20 protein-coding genes are annotated in these 16,920 nt (G+C 74.4%); 10 read left to right on the forward strand and 10 right to left on the reverse strand.

What is annotated here, in order from left to right; all coding sequences use genetic code 11:
- Positions 1-109: 109 nt before the first annotated feature.
- The 3 genes from SLP03_RS19510 to SLP03_RS19520 all read left to right on the forward strand — a co-directional run bounded on the left by SLP03_RS19510 (position 110) and on the right by SLP03_RS19520 (position 1,580).
- Positions 110-583 carry a YkvA family protein gene (locus SLP03_RS19510; RefSeq protein WP_319462043.1) on the forward strand — a complete coding sequence of 158 codons (474 nt, stop codon included), beginning with the start codon at positions 110-112 and terminating at the stop codon, positions 581-583.
- A 7-nt stretch (positions 584-590) separates the two neighbouring features.
- On the forward strand, positions 591-1,307 hold the full coding sequence (locus SLP03_RS19515; protein WP_319462044.1) for a sulfite exporter TauE/SafE family protein: 717 nt from the start codon (positions 591-593) through the stop codon (positions 1,305-1,307).
- 105 nt (positions 1,308-1,412) lie between these two features.
- On the forward strand, positions 1,413-1,580 hold the full coding sequence (locus SLP03_RS19520) for a hypothetical protein (RefSeq protein ID WP_319462045.1): 168 nt from the start codon (positions 1,413-1,415) through the stop codon (positions 1,578-1,580).
- Between the two features lie 12 nt (positions 1,581-1,592).
- Here SLP03_RS19520 and SLP03_RS19525 read toward each other — a convergent pair whose 3' ends face one another.
- Positions 1,593-2,141 (reverse strand): GNAT family N-acetyltransferase, encoded by a 549-nt coding sequence (locus SLP03_RS19525; protein ID WP_319462046.1) that lies wholly within the window; start codon positions 2,139-2,141, stop codon positions 1,593-1,595.
- A gap of 89 nt (positions 2,142-2,230) precedes the next feature.
- A complete protein-coding gene (locus tag SLP03_RS19530; protein ID WP_319462047.1) occupies positions 2,231-3,208 on the reverse strand; it encodes an ABC transporter permease in 978 nt (325 codons plus the stop codon).
- A 391-nt stretch (positions 3,209-3,599) separates the two neighbouring features.
- Between SLP03_RS19530 and SLP03_RS19535 the strand changes: the two genes are divergently transcribed.
- Complete coding sequence (locus SLP03_RS19535; RefSeq protein WP_319462048.1) at positions 3,600-4,250, forward strand: LysE family translocator; 651 nt, start codon at positions 3,600-3,602, stop codon at positions 4,248-4,250.
- Positions 4,251-4,360: 110 nt separating this feature from the next.
- On the opposite strand, the gene SLP03_RS19540 is transcribed toward SLP03_RS19535, so the two are convergent.
- Entirely contained in the window at positions 4,361-4,870 is a 510-nt protein-coding gene (locus tag SLP03_RS19540) for an NUDIX domain-containing protein (RefSeq protein WP_319462049.1), read from the reverse strand.
- Positions 4,871-4,991: 121 nt separating this feature from the next.
- Between SLP03_RS19540 and SLP03_RS19545 the strand changes: the two genes are divergently transcribed.
- The 3 genes from SLP03_RS19545 (at position 4,992) to SLP03_RS19555 (ending at position 7,556) form a co-directional block, all read left to right on the forward strand.
- Complete coding sequence (locus SLP03_RS19545) at positions 4,992-6,125, forward strand: hypothetical protein (protein WP_319462050.1); 1,134 nt, start codon at positions 4,992-4,994, stop codon at positions 6,123-6,125.
- Positions 6,126-6,281: 156 nt separating this feature from the next.
- Complete coding sequence (locus SLP03_RS19550; protein ID WP_319462051.1) at positions 6,282-6,893, forward strand: hypothetical protein; 612 nt, start codon at positions 6,282-6,284, stop codon at positions 6,891-6,893.
- 75 nt (positions 6,894-6,968) lie between these two features.
- On the forward strand, positions 6,969-7,556 hold the full coding sequence (locus tag SLP03_RS19555; protein WP_319462052.1) for a pyridoxamine 5'-phosphate oxidase family protein: 588 nt from the start codon (positions 6,969-6,971) through the stop codon (positions 7,554-7,556).
- A gap of 12 nt (positions 7,557-7,568) precedes the next feature.
- On the opposite strand, the gene SLP03_RS19560 is transcribed toward SLP03_RS19555, so the two are convergent.
- Positions 7,569-9,050: a peptide MFS transporter gene (locus SLP03_RS19560; RefSeq protein WP_319462053.1), complete on the reverse strand. Its 1,482-nt coding sequence runs from the start codon at positions 9,048-9,050 to the stop codon at positions 7,569-7,571.
- A gap of 219 nt (positions 9,051-9,269) precedes the next feature.
- Between SLP03_RS19560 and SLP03_RS19565 the strand changes: the two genes are divergently transcribed.
- On the forward strand, positions 9,270-9,611 hold the full coding sequence (locus SLP03_RS19565; protein ID WP_319462076.1) for an RNA polymerase-binding protein RbpA: 342 nt from the start codon (positions 9,270-9,272) through the stop codon (positions 9,609-9,611).
- Between the two features lie 67 nt (positions 9,612-9,678).
- On the opposite strand, the gene SLP03_RS19570 is transcribed toward SLP03_RS19565, so the two are convergent.
- The 6 genes from SLP03_RS19570 to SLP03_RS19595 form a co-directional block, all read right to left on the reverse strand.
- Positions 9,679-10,212, reverse strand: a complete 534-nt coding sequence (locus SLP03_RS19570) for an FxsA family protein (protein WP_319462054.1) — start codon at positions 10,210-10,212, stop codon at positions 9,679-9,681.
- 59 nt (positions 10,213-10,271) lie between these two features.
- Complete coding sequence (locus SLP03_RS19575; RefSeq protein WP_319462055.1) at positions 10,272-11,075, reverse strand: polyprenol monophosphomannose synthase; 804 nt, start codon at positions 11,073-11,075, stop codon at positions 10,272-10,274.
- Between the two features lie 40 nt (positions 11,076-11,115).
- Positions 11,116-12,720 (reverse strand): apolipoprotein N-acyltransferase, encoded by a 1,605-nt coding sequence (gene lnt, locus SLP03_RS19580; protein WP_319462077.1) that lies wholly within the window; start codon positions 12,718-12,720, stop codon positions 11,116-11,118.
- A gap of 71 nt (positions 12,721-12,791) precedes the next feature.
- Complete coding sequence (locus SLP03_RS19585; RefSeq protein ID WP_319462056.1) at positions 12,792-13,190, reverse strand: hypothetical protein; 399 nt, start codon at positions 13,188-13,190, stop codon at positions 12,792-12,794.
- Positions 13,187-13,495 carry a hypothetical protein gene (locus SLP03_RS19590; protein WP_319462057.1) on the reverse strand — a complete coding sequence of 103 codons (309 nt, stop codon included), beginning with the start codon at positions 13,493-13,495 and terminating at the stop codon, positions 13,187-13,189. The genes SLP03_RS19585 and SLP03_RS19590 overlap by 4 nt, the downstream gene beginning before the upstream one ends.
- Positions 13,496-13,574: 79 nt before the next feature.
- Complete coding sequence (locus tag SLP03_RS19595; RefSeq protein WP_319462058.1) at positions 13,575-15,158, reverse strand: methyltransferase domain-containing protein; 1,584 nt, start codon at positions 15,156-15,158, stop codon at positions 13,575-13,577.
- Between the two features lie 72 nt (positions 15,159-15,230).
- Between SLP03_RS19595 and SLP03_RS19600 the strand changes: the two genes are divergently transcribed.
- Together SLP03_RS19600 and SLP03_RS19605 are read left to right on the forward strand one after the other, a co-directional pair.
- Positions 15,231-15,812, forward strand: a complete 582-nt coding sequence (locus tag SLP03_RS19600) for an XRE family transcriptional regulator (RefSeq protein ID WP_319462059.1) — start codon at positions 15,231-15,233, stop codon at positions 15,810-15,812.
- A gap of 58 nt (positions 15,813-15,870) precedes the next feature.
- Complete coding sequence (locus SLP03_RS19605) at positions 15,871-16,587, forward strand: alpha/beta fold hydrolase (protein WP_319462060.1); 717 nt, start codon at positions 15,871-15,873, stop codon at positions 16,585-16,587.
- Positions 16,588-16,920: the final 333 nt, after the last annotated feature.

A 16,920-nucleotide genomic window follows, 5' to 3' on the forward strand; every position in this document is an offset into this window, starting at 1 on the left:
TCGGTCGGGTATTCCCCGCCGTACCGCGTGCCGGGCGGGCGCGGGTGGCCCCGCGTACATTCCTCCGTGGGCCGGCGGTGGCCCGTACCCCGGCGAAAGGACCACCCGCGTGCGCGACTGGCTGATCGGGCTCGGCGTGGCGCTTGTCTGTCTGATCGCGAGCTGGGGCGTGATGGTGCTGCTCGCCCGGCGGCTCCCGCCGGGCATCCTGCGCGACCTGGCCGCGTTCATCCCCGACTGCCTGACCACGGTGCGCCGGCTGCGCAAGGATCCGCGGGTACCCCGCCGCGCCCGGATCGCCATCGTCGTCGCGGGCCTCTGGCTGGCCAGCCCGATCGACCTGATCCCCGAGTTCCTGCCGGTCATCGGCCCGCTCGACGACATCGTCGTGGTCGCCCTGGCCCTGCGGTACGCCGGCCGGCAGGTGCCCCGACAGGTGCTGCTCGACGCCTGGCCGGGTGAGCCGCGCCTGCTGCTGCGCCTGCTCGGCCCGGCGCCCGCCGAACCGACCGCCGACCCGGCCGCCGGACCAGCCGACGAGTCGGGCCGGGGGTCGGCCGGCGCCGTGCCGGTCGACCGCTGAGTCGCCGGTGGGCACGCTGCTGGCCGCCTCGGCGGCGGCGTTCCTGCTGGCCCTGCTGTCGGCGGTGACCGGTTTCGGCGGCGGTGTGCTGCTGCTGCCGGTCTTCACCGCGCTGTTCGGCCTGCGGGTCGCGGTGCCCGTGCTCACCCTCACCCAGCTTTCCAGCAATGCGGCCCGGGTCTGGCTGAACCGCCGGGAGCTGCGCTGGCGCCTCGCCGGCCGGTTCGCGGTCGGGGCGGTGCCCCTCGCGGTGACCGGCGCGCTGCTGCTGGCACACGCCCCGCTGGCCGCGCTCAAACGGCTGCTCGGGGTGTTCCTGCTCGCCGTGGTCGCCTGGCGGCACCTCGGCCGGGGGCCGGCCCACCCGACCGAGCGCACCTTCGTTGCGGTCGGTGCGGCGTCCGGGCTGGGGTCGGCGATGCTCGGTTCCGTCGGCCCGCTGACCGCCCCGTTCTTCCTGGCCTACGGCCTGAGCCGAGCCGCGTACGTGGGCACCGAGGCGGCAGCCGCGCTCACCCTGCACCTGTCGAAGACCGCCGGATACGCCGCCGCCGGCCTGCTCGGTCGGGACGTCCTGCTGCTCGGGGCTGCGCTGACCCCGGCGACCCTCGCCGGCGCCTGGGTGGGGCGGCGGATCGTCGGCCGGATCAGCGACCGGGTCTTCGTCGCCCTCGTCGAGATCGGGCTGATCGCCGCGGCGGCGCTCTTCCTCGCCGGGCGGTGACCGGCTCGCGGAACACCTGCCGGAGTCTTCTGACCAGCCTAGGGTGGGTGGCGAGGGAGCAGGCAGGACGATTCACGGTAGGTGCGGCATCCGGGAGGGGCGGACGTGACATCGCCAGAAGAAAATCAGGAGAAGAGCCCGAAGACCGACGACGTGCTCTTCTCACGCGACGGGGATCCCCACCACGACATCGACCAGGCACCGCAGCCGGACGAACACCTGTCCGTCCAGTTCACGCACGACGGGGAGACGGAGGCCGTCGGCGAGGAGTGACGGCGGGCGCGGTCAGCCGTGCCAGCGCACATGCCGGTGCCCGTCGCGGGGGAACGGCGGCCGGGCGGGCAGCACCTCCTGGAAGACGTACCCGGACTTTTCCGCGACCCGGCAGGAGGCCGGGTTGTCCACCTGGTGCAGCAGCTCCAGCCGGGTCAGCCCACTGGCGGCGAAGCGGGCGAACGCCCACTCGGTCACGGCGGCCACGGCGCGCGGCGCCACCCCGCGACCGCGGGCGGACGCCGCAGTCCAGTAGCCCACCTCCGCGTACGGGCGCCCGGGGGTGACCTCCTTGAGCACCACGTTCGCCACCAGCCGCTCCCCGTCCGACCACGGCTCCAGCACCGCGAAGCTGAACCGGCGGTCGGCCGCCCAGCCCTGCCGGCTACGCCGCAGGAAAGCACGGGCGTCGGCCACGCTGGTGACCGGGTAGCGGGTCCAGCTGCGCAGCACCGGATCCCGGTACGCCGCCAGCAGGGCCTCGGCGTCGTCGTCGCGCCACGGACGCAGCAGCAGACCGGGTGCGGAGGGCGTGGGCGCGGCGCGCAGCACGATCGACATCCCGGTAGTGTCGCCCGCCCCGCCGCTCCTGGCGAGACCCGGCCGGGGTGTCGGACCCCGCTGGTACACCTCGCCGGGCGGTCGGGAGATCAGCGCAGTTTCGGGTCGAGGGCTTCGCGGACCGCTTCGCCGAGCATCACGAAGCTGAGCACGGCGGCGACGAGGAACGCGGCGGGGAAGAAGAGCAGGAAGGGCGAGACCCGCAGGTAGTTCTGTGCCTCACTGATCATGATGCCCCAGCTGACGACCGGGGTCTTCAGCCCGATGCCCAGGAAGGACAGGGTGGCCTCGGCGCCGATGAACGAACCGACCATGATCGTCCCGTACACCAGCAGCGGCGCGAGGCAGTTCGGCAGCAGGTGCTTGAGGATGATCCGACTCGTGCTGGCGCCCAGCGCGCGGGCGGCGAGGATGTAGTCGGCCTCCTTGGTGGCCAGCACGGACGAGCGCATCAGCCGCATCACCACCGGCCACATGAGGACCACCAGCGAGAGGATGACCAGCCCCATGATCTGCCACTCGTTGTTGTCGCTGCCGGAGCCGTTGAAGGTGGTCAGGATGACGATCGCGCCGAGCACGAAGGGCAGGCCGAAGAAGATGTCCGCGATCCGGGAGAGCAGACCGTCGATCCAGCCGCCCTGGTAGCCGGCGACGATGCCCATCGCGCCGCCGATCAGCAGGGTGCCCATGGTGGAGAGCAGCGCCACGAGGATCGAGGCGCGGGCGCCGTAGATCGTCCGGGCGTACACGTCGCGGCCCTGCACGTCGTAGCCGAACCAGGCGGCCGCCGACGGCTCCACCCGGCTGCGCGCGAGGGAGCCGTTCACCGGGTCGCCGGAGGTGAACAGCCACGGGAACGCGGCCATCAGCACGAAGGCCAGGATGAACGCGGCCGAGATCCAGAACAGCGGCTTGCGGCGCAGGTCACGCCACGCGTCGCCGAGCAGGCCACGGGGCTTGTGCTGCGCCCGCGCGGACTCCGGCAGGCCTGCGGTCGGCGCCCCGATCTCGCTCGGCTGCTCGGGACGGGGAGTGCTGACCAGCGACGCGGCACTCGGGTCACTCATAACGGATCCTCCGGTCCGGGCGGGTGGCGGACAGCTGCACCAGCAGGTTCGTCGGGAGAGCCGAGCATCAGGGGACGGCCACGATGGACACACGGTAACCTCCGGGCGCACGCTGCGTGTACCCGCCTACCGAAGGCCGGACGAATCCGCCGAAACCAGCGGGTCAGGCTCGCCACCACACGTGCCGGTGCCCGTCCGCGGAGAACGGGGGGTCGGACGGGCAGCACCTCCTGGAAGACGTACCCGCTCTGCTCCGCGACCGGGCAGGAGGCCGCGTTGCTCAGCGGACGGCCCTTGGCGTGCGTGCCGTACTGCCCTGGACGAGTGCGGTCCGACCGGTCCCGGGTCCAGTGGGGCGTAGGGTGCGGAAAAGGACCGGTGGGAGGGCAAAGTGGTCACGGTCGGCGGGCTGGTAGGGATCGCTCTGGTGGCGCTGGGTCTGGTGCTCACGCCCGGTCCCAACATGGTCTACCTGGTGTCCCGGTCGGTGACGCAGGGGCGGCGGGCAGGCCTGACCTCGCTGCTCGGTGTCGCCGTCGGTTTCCTGGTCTACCTCGCCGCCGCGGTGGCCGGGATCGCCACGGTCTTCGTGCTGGTGCCCCCGCTGTACGCGGCGGTGAAGCTGGCCGGTGCCGCGTACCTGCTCTGGCTGGCGTGGCGGACGGTGCGCCCGGGCGGCCGGTCGGCGTTCACCCCGGCGCCGCTGCCCCCGGACCGACCGCGGCGACTGTTCACCATGGGCCTGGTCACGAACCTGCTCAACCCGAAGATCGCCATCCTGTACGTGTCGCTGCTGCCGCAGTTCATCGACCCGGCGCGCGGCCACGTCGCCACGCAGAGCCTGCTGCTCGGACTCACCCAGATCGTGATCGCGCTGACCGTCAACGCGCTGATCGTGCTCACCGCCGGCAGCATCGCGGCGTCCTTCGCCCGACGGCCGTCGTGGCTGCGGGTGCAGCGCTGGGTGATGGGCACCGTGCTGGCCGGGCTGGCCGTCCGGATCGCCGCCGACCGGTCCCGCGCGGCGCTGGTCACCCCGTGACCGCAGGCCACCCCGCCCACCCGTGGGGGTGGACCGGGTTCGCTCAGCCCGGGACGCGGGCTCGGTCGCTCAGCCCGTGCTGGCGAACGGTCCGGACCGGAGCGAGCCGGTCACAGCGCGTCGGGTTGGCCCAGCGCCGGGTGCCGCTCGCCGGGCCGGGCGTGCCAGGTGGGGGCGTCCTCGCGCAGGGTCGTGTCGATCCGCAGCCGTGACCAGTCGTCCAGCTCGGGCAGGTCATGGGGGTCGAACCAGCCGACCTCGGTGGACTCGTCGCCGTCCGCGATCGGCGTCCCGCCGACGGGGCGGCAGCGGAACCACACGTTGAGGTATTCGCAGGCGTCACCGTTGGGGTAGACGACCGGGTGGGTGGCGACCCCGCCGACCCGCTCGATCTCCACCTGTACGCCGGTCTCCTCGAGGACCTCCCGCAGCACCGCGTCCGCCGGCTGCTCGCCCGGGTCGATGACGCCGGCGGGCAGTGACCAGCGGCCGTTGTCGCCGCGGCGGGCCAGCAGCACCTGCCCGGCGTCGTTGCGCACCACGGCGCTGACCCCCGGCAGCAGGAGCAGGTCCTTGCCGATGTGCTTGCGCATCCGGGTGATGTACGGGGAGACGGCCATTCCGGCACCCTACCGTCGAGCGTCGCGGTGCTGCGGCGACGCCGCCACACCCTTGACGGCCCGGCCCGGCCCGGCCCGCGCCCAGGGCCGACCCGAGCCGCACCACTAGACTTCGCCCTCGATGGACGCCCAGCCCACCCCCACCGCCGACACCCGTCCCTGCGCCCACTGTGGACGGGAGGTGCCGCAGCGGGCCGGCGCGGGCCGGCCGTTCCGATACTGCCGGGACAACGACGGCGCCTGCCAGCGGGCCTCCCGGAACTCGCGGATGCGCCACCGCAACGCCCCTGGCCTGCCCGGGCAGGTCGCCCGCACCTGGGAGGCGGTGGACCGGCTCGACCAGATCGTGGAGGCGCTCACCGAGGCGCTGCACGCCGAGCTCTCCCCCGCCGGCGTGGAACGGCAGCTCGCGCAGCTGCGCGCCGAGGCGGCCGCCCAGGTGGCGGCGGCGCACGCCGAGCGGGACGAGGCCCGCCGTGACGCCGAGGACGCGACCGCAACGGCGGTCCGGGCCCGTCAGGAGGCCCGCGCGGCGGTCGCCGACCGGGACGCGGCCCTCGAGCGGGCGGAGCGGGCCGTCGAGGAGGCCACCCGCGCCGCCGGCCGGGCGGAGCAGGCCGAGTCCGGCCGGGACGAGGCGCGGCGGGAGGCGAGCGCGGCGCAGGCGCTGCGGGTGCAGGCCGAACGGGACCGCGACGCCGCCCGCGCCGAGCTGCGTACCCTCCGGTCGGAGCGGGAGGGCGAGCGGCGGCGACTGACGGACCTGACCACCGAGCGGGACGCCGCGCGGGGTGATGCCGAGCGGGCCACCCGCTCGGCCGGCGAGGCCCTGGAGCGCGCCGAGCGGCTGCGCGCCGAGGCCAGGCAGGCCCGCGCGGAGGCCGAGGCCGCACGGGCCGAGGCGACCCGGGCGCGGGCGGACGCCGCCGAGGTCGACCGCGCCCGCCAGCAGGCGGACGACGCCCGGGGCCGGGCCGAGGCCGCGCGGCAGGAGGCCGTCGCGGCGGCCGCCGCCGTCCGCGCGGAGCTGGCGGGCCGGACGGGCGAGCGGGACGGCCTGACGGCCGACCTGGCCGTCGCGCGCGACGCCGCCGCGTCCGTGGCGGCCCGGCTGGCCGAGCTGACGGTACGGCTCCAGTCCGCCGAGGCCGACCGGGACGTGGCCCAGCGGCGGGCCGCGCAGCTCGCCGACCAGGTCAGTGACCTCGCCGGCGCCCTGGCCCGGCTGGGCTCCCGCCAGCCCGAGGGCACCTGAGGTCCCCGCACCACTCCTGGAGATGCCGGCTCCACCTTTCCGCCATACTTTCGTTGAGCCGATAACTATCTGAGAGGGGCGCGGCATGCCCATGGTGATCTTCGGCGCGCGGCGGGCCCGGCGGTGACCGGCGCGGGGACGTTTCCGCCGGCGGTCGTGGCCACCGCGGGCAGCGCCGACCCGGCCGCGCCGCTGGTGGTGCTGCTGCACGGCCGCGGCTCGCACGAGCGGGAGATCATCGCCCTCGCCGACCACCTGCCGGCCGGCCCCGCGTACGCGGCGGTGCGCGCGCCCATCGCCGAGGGCGGCGGGTACGCCTGGTTCGCCAACCGTGGCATCGGCCGCCCGGTGGCCGAATCGCTGCGCGCGACGATGGACTGGTTCCGCGGCTGGCTCGACCCCGTGGCCCCCGCCGGCCGCCCGGTGGTGCTGATCGGGTTCAGCGGCGGCGCCGCGTTCGCCGGCGGGCTGCTGGTCGACGACCCGGACCGGTACGCCGGGGCCGCGATCCTGTACGGAACCCTGCCGTTCGACGCGGGCGTCCCGACCACGCCCGGCCGGCTGACCGGCGCGTCCGTCGTCGTGGCGCAGGGCGAGGACGACACCGTCATCCCCCGTGAACTGCTGGACCGCACCTGGACCTATCTGGTCGAGGAGTCGGGCGCGCGGACCGTCGCCCGCCGCGACCTGGTCGGGCACGGCATCGCCGCCCCGGCGCTGGCGACCGTGGCCGACTGGCTGCGCGACCGGCTCGCGCTGCCCGCCTGACAGCCGGGGTGACCGCCGGCACGTCACCGGAGGCTGGGACGGCGGGACACCCCCGTCGGCGGCGATGATGTCGAGGTGGGAAAGACGTACGAACGCATCGACGGCCGGCTGCGCACCTTCATCGAGGCGCAGCCGCTGTTCTTCACCGCCACCGCGCCGCTGTCCGGTGACGGCACGGTCAACCTCTCCCCCAAGGGTCTGCGCGGCTCCTTCGCCGTCGTCGACGACCGGACGGTCGCCTACCTGGACTTCGCCGGCTCCAACGCCGAGACGATCGCCCACCTGCGGGAGAACGGCCGGATCACGCTGATGTGGTGCGCCTTCTCCGGCCCGCCGAACATCGTGCGGGTGCACGGCCGCGGCGAGCCGGTGTTCCGCGACGACCCCCGCTGGGCCGACCTGGTCCGGCTCTTCCCCGACATCGACGCCGGCGAGCACGGCCTGCGCGCGATCATCCTGGTGCGGGCCGAGCTGATCCGCGACACGTGCGGCTTCGCGGTGCCGCTGATGACCTACGACGCCGACCGGGACCTGCACGGCAAGCGCTTCGCCCGGGAGGACGACGCCTCGCTGAGCGCGTACTTCGCCGGCAAGGAGCACGTCGCGACCAGCATCGACGGGCTGCCCGGCCTGCCGCTGCCGCTGCCGCCGACCCCGGCGTGAGCGCCGGGCCGGTCAGTGGATACCGGCCATCAGCTGCCGGATGTGCCGGGCGAACATCACCGCACCGAGCCCCAGCACCACCGACGCCAGCCCGAAGGTGAGGAAGTAGGTCGGCTCCGGCCACGTGTCGGCCAGCCGGGCCACCTGGCCACCGATCGCGTCGCCGACGGCGGTGGCGAGGAACCACAGGCCCATCATCTGGCTGGCGTACTTGACCGGGGCGAGCTTGGTGGTGGCCGACAGGCCCACCGGGCTCAGCGCCAGCTCACCGGCGACCTGGATGGCGTACACGGCCACCAGCCACCACGGGGAGACCAGGTCGCCGCCGACGGCGGCCTGGGCGGCCGCGGCCATCAGCACGAACGACAGGCCGTTGAGGACCAGACCGACGGCGAACTTCATCGGGGTGGAGGCCCGGTGCCCGAGGCGTAGCCACAGCCAGGCGGCCAGCGGCGCGCCGATGATGATCAGGATCGGGTTGACCGACTGGAGCCAGGACGCCGGGAAGGTGAACCCGAGCACATCCCGGTCGGTCTTGTCCTCGGCGAAGATGTTCAGCACCGACCCGGCCTGGTCGTAGATCAGCCAGAACGCCGCGGCGAAGACGAACAGCCACAGGTACGCCTTCATCCGGCTGCGTTCGGTGCCGCTGATCTCCCGGTCGGTGAGGATCCGGGTGAAGTAGCCGATGGTCACCAGGACGGTGACGATGGTGAGCAGGTTCACCACGGTGTTGACGGTGAAGAGCCCGACCAGGGCGAGGACGGCGAGCACCAGCAGCACCGCCAAGGTGACGACGCCGATGCGGGTCAGCGCCCGGCGGCGGTCCGCGCCCAGCAGCGGGTCGGCGGGCCGGGCGCCGGCCTCGCCGAGGTTGCGCCGGCCCAGGACGTACTGCAGCACGCCGAAGGTCATGCCGATCGCGGCGGCGCCGAAGCCCAGGTGCCAGTTGATTCTCTCGCCGAGGAAGCCGGTGATCAGCGGTGCGATGAACGCGCCCAGGTTGATGCCCATGTAGAAGAGGGAGAACCCGGCGTCGCGGCGCGGCGAGTCCCGGTCGTACAGGTCACCGACCATGGTCGAGATGTTGGGCTTGAGCAGGCCGGTGCCGAGCACGATCAGCGCCATCCCGGCGAACACGCTCCACCGGGTCGGGATCGCCATCACGTAGTGGCCGGCCGCGATGACCACGCCGCCCCACAGCACGCTGCGCCGGGCCCCGATGAGGCGGTCGGCGACCCAGCCGCCGGGCAGCGCCATCAGGTAGACCATCGCGTTGTAGGTGCCGTACACGGCGTTCGCGGTGGATTCCCGGATGCCCAGCCCGTCGTCGGCGACCGCGGCGGTCAGGTAGAGCACCAGGATCGCCCGCATGCCGTAGAAGCTGAACCGTTCCCACATCTCGGTGAGGAACAGGGTCGACAGCGCCCGCGGGTGACCGAAGAAGGTCTTCCCGCCGGGCGGTTGGGCTTCGACCGGCGCGTCACTGGTCATCGTCACCTCCCGCACACCTGGGGGCGCTAACATCCCCCGTGACGGCGAAAACACTCCACCGTTTCGACCCGGCCGGGGACGACCCCGCCGGGCTCGGTTCATGGCCGGTTACCCTTGCAGGGGTCGCGGGGCCGGATCACCCAGCCGGGCGGGAATGCCCCGGTGGCGACGGACCGTTACACCGAGAAGACCAGCACCACGAACGAGGGGAAGTCGATCATGGGCGACCGTATGCTGCGCGGAAGCCGCCTGGGCGCGGTGAGTTACGAATCCGACCGCAACACCGAGCTCGCGCCGCGGCAGACCCGCGAGTACCTGTGCGCCAAGGGCCACCAGTTCGAGGTGCCGTTCGCCGTCGACGCCGAGGTCCCCGCGACCTGGGAGTGCAAGTTCGACGGCAGCGTCGCCCGGCTGGTCGACGGCAACGAGCCCGAGCAGAAGAAGGCCAAGCCGCCGCGTACCCACTGGGACATGCTGCTGGAGCGACGCTCGATCGCCGAGCTGGAGGACATCCTGGCTGAGCGGCTCCAGGAGGTCCGCACTCGGCGCGGCCGCGCCTGAGCCGCACCACGAACGGGCGAAGCGCCCCCGGGAAGGTTCTTCCCGGGGGCGCTTCGTCGTGTGTCGCTCAGGGCCGGCCGGGCTCGATGATCTCGCCCTCGATGGCCCGCCCCGGGTCCGTGACCGGCTGCGGCGAGGCCGCCGCCGGCGTCGGCGCGGGCTGCGGTTCGCCCCGGCGCACCCGCACCCGCACCCGGCGGGGGCCGAACAGGTCACCGGCGGCCATCGACGACACCCGGCGCTCCGCGGCACGCTGCACGCCGACCCGGGCGATCCGGCGCACCGGCGGTACCAGCAGCAGCAGCCCGACCACGCCACTGATCAGGCCGGGGGTCGTCAGCAACAAGGCCCCCAGCAGTCCCACCAGCCCGTCGGTCACCTGCGGTCCCGGAGGCTGACGGGACTCTACGGCGGCCCGGAAGCCCCGCCACGCGCGCATCCCCTCGCGGCGCAGCAGCACCAGACCGAGCAGGGACGCGGCGAACACCAGCAGCACCGCGGCACCGAACCCGATCTCCCGGCCCACCAGGACGAACACCGTCAGCTCCAGCACCGCGAGCAGCAGCAGGGCCGGCGGTACGAATCTCAGTCCTCGGCGCATGTCACCTCATCTGCCTGGGGCGGCCGGAATCCGCCCTCTCCAGCATGACACGGCGCCGCTCAGGGCCACCGGACCTGACCGTCGGGGGTGCCGTGCAGGCCCCGCCGCACCGCCGTACGCCGGTCCTGCAGCGCCCACCCGGTGACCCGCCACAGCGCCTCGGCCACGATCAGCGGGCTCATCTTGCTGTCGCCGTGCTCCCGCTCGGCGAAGGTGATCGGGACCTCCACGATGCGCACCCCGGCGCGGTGCGCCAGTCGGGACAGCTCCACCTGGAACGCGTAGCCCTGGGAGCAGACCGACTCCAGGTCGATCGCCGCCAACGCCGTCGACCGGTACACCCGGTAGCCGCCGGTGGCGTCGGAGACCGGCATGCCCAGCGCCAGCCGGGCGTACAGGTTGCCGCAGCGCGACAGCAGCAGCCGGCGCAGCGGCCAGTTGACCACCTGCGCCCCGCGTGTCCACCGGGAGCCGATCACCACGTCGGCGTCGCGGGCGGCGTCCAGCAGCGCCGGCAGGTCCTCCGGGGCGTGCGAGCCGTCGGCGTCCATCTCCACCACCGCGTCGTACCCGCGCTCCCGGGCCCAGGCGAAACCGGCCAGGTAGGCCGCGCCGAGCCCTTCCTTGCCCTTCCGGTGCAGCACGTGCACCTGCGGGTCGGTGCGGGCGAGGGCGTCGGCGATCGCGCCGGTGCCGTCGGGGCTGTTGTCGTCGGCGACGAGGATCTCCACCCCGGGCGCGGCCGCGCGGACCCGCGCGACGATCCGGGTGACGTTGTCGGCCTCGTCGTAGGTCGGGATGACCACGAGGACCCGCCCCACCCCGGGATGGCCGACCGTCCGCCTGTCGGCTGCCTCGCCCACCGCGTTACCGCCCTCCGCCGGCGTACCGGCACCAGTCGTCCTATTCGGGGGCGACCTCCCGGCGGCGGCGCAGCACCGCCGCACCGGCCAGCGCCACGACGGCGAGCGCCGCGAGGGCCGCCTCGGGCCACACCCCCACCTGGGTGGCCGGCGTACGACCGTCCCCGACCTGCATCTGCCGGACCACCACCGCCGCGGTGTTGAACCCGGTGGCGCCGGTTACCCGCCCGTCCGGGGTAACGAACCCGGACACTCCGACCGTGGAGGCCATCAACCCGGCACGGCCGTGCTCGACCGCCCGCAGCCGCACCATCGCCAGCTGCTGGCGGGCCTCGGCCACGTCGAAGGTGGCGTTGTTGGTCTGCACCACCAACAGCTGCGCTCCGCCGGTGACGGTGTCCCGGACGATGCCGTCGTAGGCGACCTCGAAGCAGATCACGTCGCCGAGCACCGCCGGCCCGGCGTCGAGCACGCCGGGGCTGGTGCCGGCGACGAAGTCGGAGCGGACCCGGTCGACCTCGGAGCTGACCTTGCGGGCGATGCTGCGCAGCGGCACGTACTCGGCGAACGGCACCGGGTGCCGCTTGGTGTAGAGCTGCCCGAGGTCGGCTCCGCTGCCGGGGCGCCACAGCAGGCCGGCGTTGCGGACCTGCCCGACGCCCGGGCCGAGCAGCACCGCGCCGACCAGGATGGGCGCGCCGATCGCGTCGGCGGCCTGGGAGATCCGGTCCCCGGCTCCAGGGTCGCGCAGCGGGTCGATGTCGCTGGAGTTCTCCGGCCATACCACCAGGTCGGGACGGCGCTGCGCGCCGGCGGCGACCTGCCCGGCGAGGGTCAGCGTGGCGTCGACGTGGTTGTTGAGCACGGCCTGGCGTTGGGCGTTGAAGTCCAACCCGAGGCGGGGCACGTTGCCCTGCACGATGGCCACGGTGAGGCTCTCGCCCCCGCCGCGTACGCCGACCGGCACGGCCGACCCGGCGCCGAGGACGACAGCCAGCGCGGCGAGCAGCCCGGCCACCGGCCGCCACTGCCCGGCCTGGTGGTGCCACGGCCGCCAGGCGACGGCGACCAGCAGCCCGCCGGCCAGCGCCACCGCGAAGGTGACCAGCGGCGCTCCGCCGAGCGCGGCCAGCGGCAGCAGCGGGGAGGAGTCCTGGCTGAACGCCAGCCGCCCCCACGGGAACCCGCCGAAGGGGGTGCGGTCCCGCAGCGCCTCCTGCCCCACCCACAGCAGCGCGGTCACCGCCGGCCACGCCCACCGGTACCGATCGACCAGCGGGGTCACCCAGGCGGTGGCCGCGCCGAGCAGCGCCAGGTAGCCGGCCTGCAGCAGGGACAGCAGCACCCAGGGCAGGTGGCCGGTGTACAGGTTGGTCCATTCCAGCAGCGGCAGGAACAGGGCCACCCCGGCGAGGAAGCCCAGCCCGGCGCCGGCGCGCAGCCGCCGCCGGTGGGCCGCCGCGGTCAGCAGCGCCACGCCGACCGGCGTCAGCGGCCACACCCCGTACGGGGGGAACGCGGCCAGCAGCGCCAGCCCGGCCACGACCGCCAGCGGTACGGCCACCTTCAGCGGCAGCGGCTGACCGCTCCCGCCCTCGCGTGCCCCGTCGGTGGCACGCGTCTCTTCCCGGTCGAGCGTCGTCACCGGCACCTCACCACGATCACGCGCCGAAGGCTACCCGGACGGCGCCGCCGTGCACCGGTCCGGTGGCCCGCCTAGTCGGGCAGTGGGATCACCGGCAGTTCTCCGTCGCCGTACCGTGACTCGCCGGTCAGGATCGGGGCGTCGTGCTCCAGGCAGGCGAGCACCGTCGTCGCCAGGTCGACCCGGCCGGTGAAGCCTCGCCAGTAGGCCAGTTCCTGCCACGATCCGGCGGGAGTCGGCAGCACGGCGCACGCGTCCAGAGCGAGCAGCCGACGCAGCGCCGCCCGGTCCTTCGGGTCGTCCACGACGGCGAGGGTCTCGGCGGCGGCCACGGCAGTCACGCCGAACCGCACCCCGTCGGCGATCACCTCGTGCAGCGGCTCTCCCACGTGCACCGATCCGGCCAGGTAGGCCAGCAGCGCGGACCGGTCCAGCACCAGCCGTACCGGCGGCGCGTCGTCCGCCGTCACGCGGCCGGCACCTGCGAGGAGCCGGTGACCTCGGTGTCGACCGCGTGGCGCACCCGCTCGCGCACCGCCTGGTAGCGCTCCGGCGGCCAGGCCGCGTCCACCGCCGCGCGGGCCGCCCGCGCCCGGGCCACGCCGTCCTCGGTGACCTGGATGCCCTTGTGCGCCAGTTCGGCGGTCAGCGCCTCCCGGCGCATGAGCGCACGAGCGGCCTCCACCAGGTAGGCGCTGGCGTTGGGTTCACGCTCGAGGCGCTCGGCGACGTCCGGCGGAACGGAGATCGACAGTTTCCTCACCGGTCTGGTCATACCAGGGAGGATAACCTGGTAGCACCGGATTTCGCGGCAGACGGCGCCCAGCGGGCGTCCGCGGGCAACCCGGTGGCGTTCAGCCGTGGCAGCGCGCCACCAGAACCGCGTCGTGGATCGTGATGGCCCGCCCGTCGTGGTCCACCGCGGCACGCGGCCGGGCCTCGGCCACGCACACCTGCCAGACCCGGGGGTCGAGGGCGGACGCGACCTCTTCCGCGGTGTACATCATCTCGGGGAAGTGCATCCGGTGTGCGGTGGTGCGCAGGTCGGACGGGTGGTGCCCGACGATCAGCAGGGTGCCGCCCGGGGCGACCGCGGCGGCGAGCCGCGCGAACAACTGCCGTCGCGCGTCGCCCGGCAGGTGCATGAACTGCGCCGTCACGAGGTCGTACCGGCCGGCGGCGGGCGGCTGTTCACGCAGGTCCGCCTGCGTCCAGGTGATCCTCGCGGCAGTCGGCTCGCCGGCCGCCGCGGCGTGCGTCGCGGCCCGCCGCAGGGCGGTGTCGGCGATGTCGACGGCGGTGACCTGCCAGCCCCGCTGCGCGAGCCAGACGGCGTCGGCGCCCTCGCCGCAGCCGACGTCCAGCGCCCGGCCGGGGGGCAGGGCGGTGGCCTCGGCCACCAGCTGCGGGTTGGGCCGCCCGCTCCACACCGCCGGCCGGGCCCGGTAGCGCTCCTCCCAGGCAGCCTGCTCGAACATCGTGCTCAGGTCACGTCGGTAGCCGTCGACGGCGTCGTCGGTCTCCTCGGCGATCAGGTCGGCGTTGATCGCCGCGGCGGCGTTCAACCCGGCCGCCGCGGCCGTGATCACCTGCGCGCGTACGTCGGCGACGTTGCCGGCCACCCACACGCCGGGCACGGCGGTGGCGCCGGTCGGGTCGGCGGCGATCTGCGCGCCGACGACGTGACCGGCCATCTCCACGTCGACCGGGGCCAGCCCGAGCGACTCCAGCACGCCGGCCCGCGCGGTGGCCCGGGCGGCCACCACCACGGCGTCGAGCGCGACGACCTCGCCGGAGGCCAGCCGTACCCCGGTGAGCGCGTCGCCGGTCACCTCCAGCGCGGCGACCGGGCCGTCGACGACGGTGATCCCCCGCGCCGCGAGCCGTTCGGCCTCCTCCGCCCCGGGCGCCGGGACGCCGTGCAGCAGCAGCGTCACGTGGGGGCTCCACTGCCGCCACAGCTGCGCCTGGTGCGCCGCGAGGGGCCCGGTGGCCAGCACCCCGATCCGCCGGTCGCGGACCTCCCAGCCGTGGCAGTACGGGCAGTGCAGCACGTCGCGTCCCCACCGCCCGGCCAGCCCGGGCACGTCGGGCAGCTCGTCGACCAGCCCGGTGGTGACCAGCAGCCGACGGGCCCGCACTTCCTGCCCGTCGTGCAGGCTCACCAGGAAGTCGTCGCCGTCCCTCGTCGCGTCCTCGGCCGTCCCGGCGACGATCTCGCCCCCGTACCGGGTGACCTCGTCGCGTCCGGCGGCGAGCAGCTCGGCCGGCGGTGTGCCGTCGCGCCCGAGGAAGTTGTGCACCTGTCCGGCCGGCGCGTTGCGGGGCTGGCCCGCGTCGATCACGAGTACGGATCGTCGCGCCCGGGCCAGGGCCAGCGCCCCGGCGAGCCCGGCGGCCCCACCGCCGATCACCACCACGTCGTATCTGTCGTTCATCGTCGCCTCCGTCGCTGTTGTCGGTGCCCACCGTGCGCCCGACCCGACTCAGCGGCAAGTAATGTTGCCGTTATGGCAAACGAGGAGTCGACCGTGCTGGCGGCGGTGGGTGCCCGGCTGCGGGCCCTGCGCACCCGACGCGGCGTCACGCTCGCCCAGCTCGCGGAGACCACCGGCATCTCGGTCAGCACCCTGTCCCGGTTGGAGTCCGGTGGCCGCCGGCCCACCCTTGAGCTGCTGCTGCCGCTCGCCCGGGCCCACCAGGTGCCGCTGGACGAGCTGGTCGGCGCGCCCGCCACCGGCGACCCGAGGGTGCACCCGCGCCCGATCGTGCGCCACGGCATCACGTTCCTGCCGCTGACCCGCCGCCCGGGCGGCCTGCAGGCCTTCAAACAGATCCTCCCCCCGCACACCCCCGCCGAGCCCGAACAGCAGACCCACGAGGGCTACGAGTGGCTGTACGTGCTGTCCGGTCGGGTCCGCCTGCTGCTGGCCGAGCACGACCTGCTGCTGAACCCCGGGGAGGTCGCCGAGTTCGACACCCGACTGCCGCACGCGGTGGCCAACCCCGACCCGCAGCCCGCGGAACTGCTCACCCTGTTCGGCCCGCAGGGCGAGCGACTGCATGTGCGGGCCCGCCCCACCGTCCCCTGACCGACCGGAGGCGGCGCGGATCCGCCGCAGTGTCGTACCCGGCTGGCACGGTGGCGGCATGTGGGCAGACGGGCCGCCGACAGCGGCGACAAGGTACGTACTGGTTCCGGGCGCCGGTGGCAGCGCCGACTACTGGCAGCTGCTCGTCGGTGAGCTGCGGCGGCGGGGTCGGGAGGCGGTGGCGGTGGACCTGCCGGCCGCGGACGAGCACGCCGCCCTGCCCGAGTACGCCGACACGGTCCGCGCCGCGGTCGACGGCCACCGCGACGTGACGCTGGTGGCGCAGTCGCTGGGAGCGTTCACGGCGCCGCTGGTGGCCGACCATCCGGCGGTGCGGCTGCTGGTGCTGGTCAACCCGATGATCCCCGCGCCTGGGGAGACCGCGGGCGAGTGGTGGGCGGCCACCGGCCACGCCCCGGCCCGCGCGGCGTACGCGGTCGCGCAGGGCCGCGCCCCGGACGCCGATGTGGACCTGCTGGTGGATTTCTTCCACGACGTGCCGGAGGAGGTGACCGCGCGCCTCATGGCCGCCGGCGGGCAGCCGGAGTCGGCGGCGGTGTTCACCCGGCCGAACCCGCTGCGCCGCTGGCCGGACGTGCCGACCCGGGTGGTGTCCGGCCGCGACGACCGGTTCTTCCCGCTGGAGTTCCAGCGGCGGCTGGCGCGTGAGCGGCTGGGCGTGGAGCCCGACGAGCTGCCCGGCGGGCACCTGCTCGCGCTGAGCCAACCGGTGCTGCTCGCCGACCGTCTCGAGGCGTACCGGCGGGAGGTCTGAGGCGGGAACTAAATCGGGGCGCGGCTTGCGCCGCGCCCCGATGCTCCCAGGCCCTTCCCGGCCGGTGGGGCGAGGGTGAACGGCGCCGACCTTCGGACCGACCGGACGTGGACTGGCTGCCCCCGCCTGGCCGTTGTCTACTGGCCGTGCCCTTCACCCTGCCCGTACACCGGTAACCGCGGCCGGTTCGCGCCGCCCCGCCGACCCCCGCCCGCTGGACCTGGCCGCCGCGACTGTGAAGGTCGCTCGGCCAGCGGGCGAAGGGACGAAGCGAACAACAGCCGCTTCCCGTGGTAGGACTCAAAGACGGTACGTGTTGCACCCCGCCCGCTG

This window comes from Micromonospora sp. RTP1Z1 (assembly GCF_033804685.1).
GTDB lineage: Bacteria > Actinomycetota > Actinomycetes > Mycobacteriales > Micromonosporaceae > Micromonospora.

Excerpts from the sequence above, each read along its gene's own strand:
- SLP03_RS19525 (WP_319462046.1), bottom strand. The coding sequence starts at position 2,141 with ATGTCGATCGTGCTGCGCGCCGCGCCCACGCCCTCCGCACCCGGTCTG.
- SLP03_RS19530 (WP_319462047.1), bottom strand. The coding sequence starts at position 3,208 with ATGAGTGACCCGAGTGCCGCGTCGCTGGTCAGCACTCCCCGTCCCGAG.
- SLP03_RS19540 (WP_319462049.1), bottom strand. The coding sequence starts at position 4,870 with ATGGCCGTCTCCCCGTACATCACCCGGATGCGCAAGCACATCGGCAAG.
- SLP03_RS19545 (WP_319462050.1), top strand. The coding sequence starts at position 4,992 with ATGGACGCCCAGCCCACCCCCACCGCCGACACCCGTCCCTGCGCCCAC.
- SLP03_RS19560 (WP_319462053.1), bottom strand. The coding sequence starts at position 9,050 with ATGACCAGTGACGCGCCGGTCGAAGCCCAACCGCCCGGCGGGAAGACC.
- SLP03_RS19565 (WP_319462076.1), top strand. The coding sequence starts at position 9,270 with ATGGGCGACCGTATGCTGCGCGGAAGCCGCCTGGGCGCGGTGAGTTAC.
- SLP03_RS19570 (WP_319462054.1), bottom strand. The coding sequence starts at position 10,212 with ATGCGCCGAGGACTGAGATTCGTACCGCCGGCCCTGCTGCTGCTCGCG.
- SLP03_RS19590 (WP_319462057.1), bottom strand. The coding sequence starts at position 13,495 with ATGACCAGACCGGTGAGGAAACTGTCGATCTCCGTTCCGCCGGACGTC.
- SLP03_RS19595 (WP_319462058.1), bottom strand. The coding sequence starts at position 15,158 with ATGAACGACAGATACGACGTGGTGGTGATCGGCGGTGGGGCCGCCGGG.
- SLP03_RS19600 (WP_319462059.1), top strand. The coding sequence starts at position 15,231 with ATGGCAAACGAGGAGTCGACCGTGCTGGCGGCGGTGGGTGCCCGGCTG.
- SLP03_RS19605 (WP_319462060.1), top strand. The coding sequence starts at position 15,871 with ATGTGGGCAGACGGGCCGCCGACAGCGGCGACAAGGTACGTACTGGTT.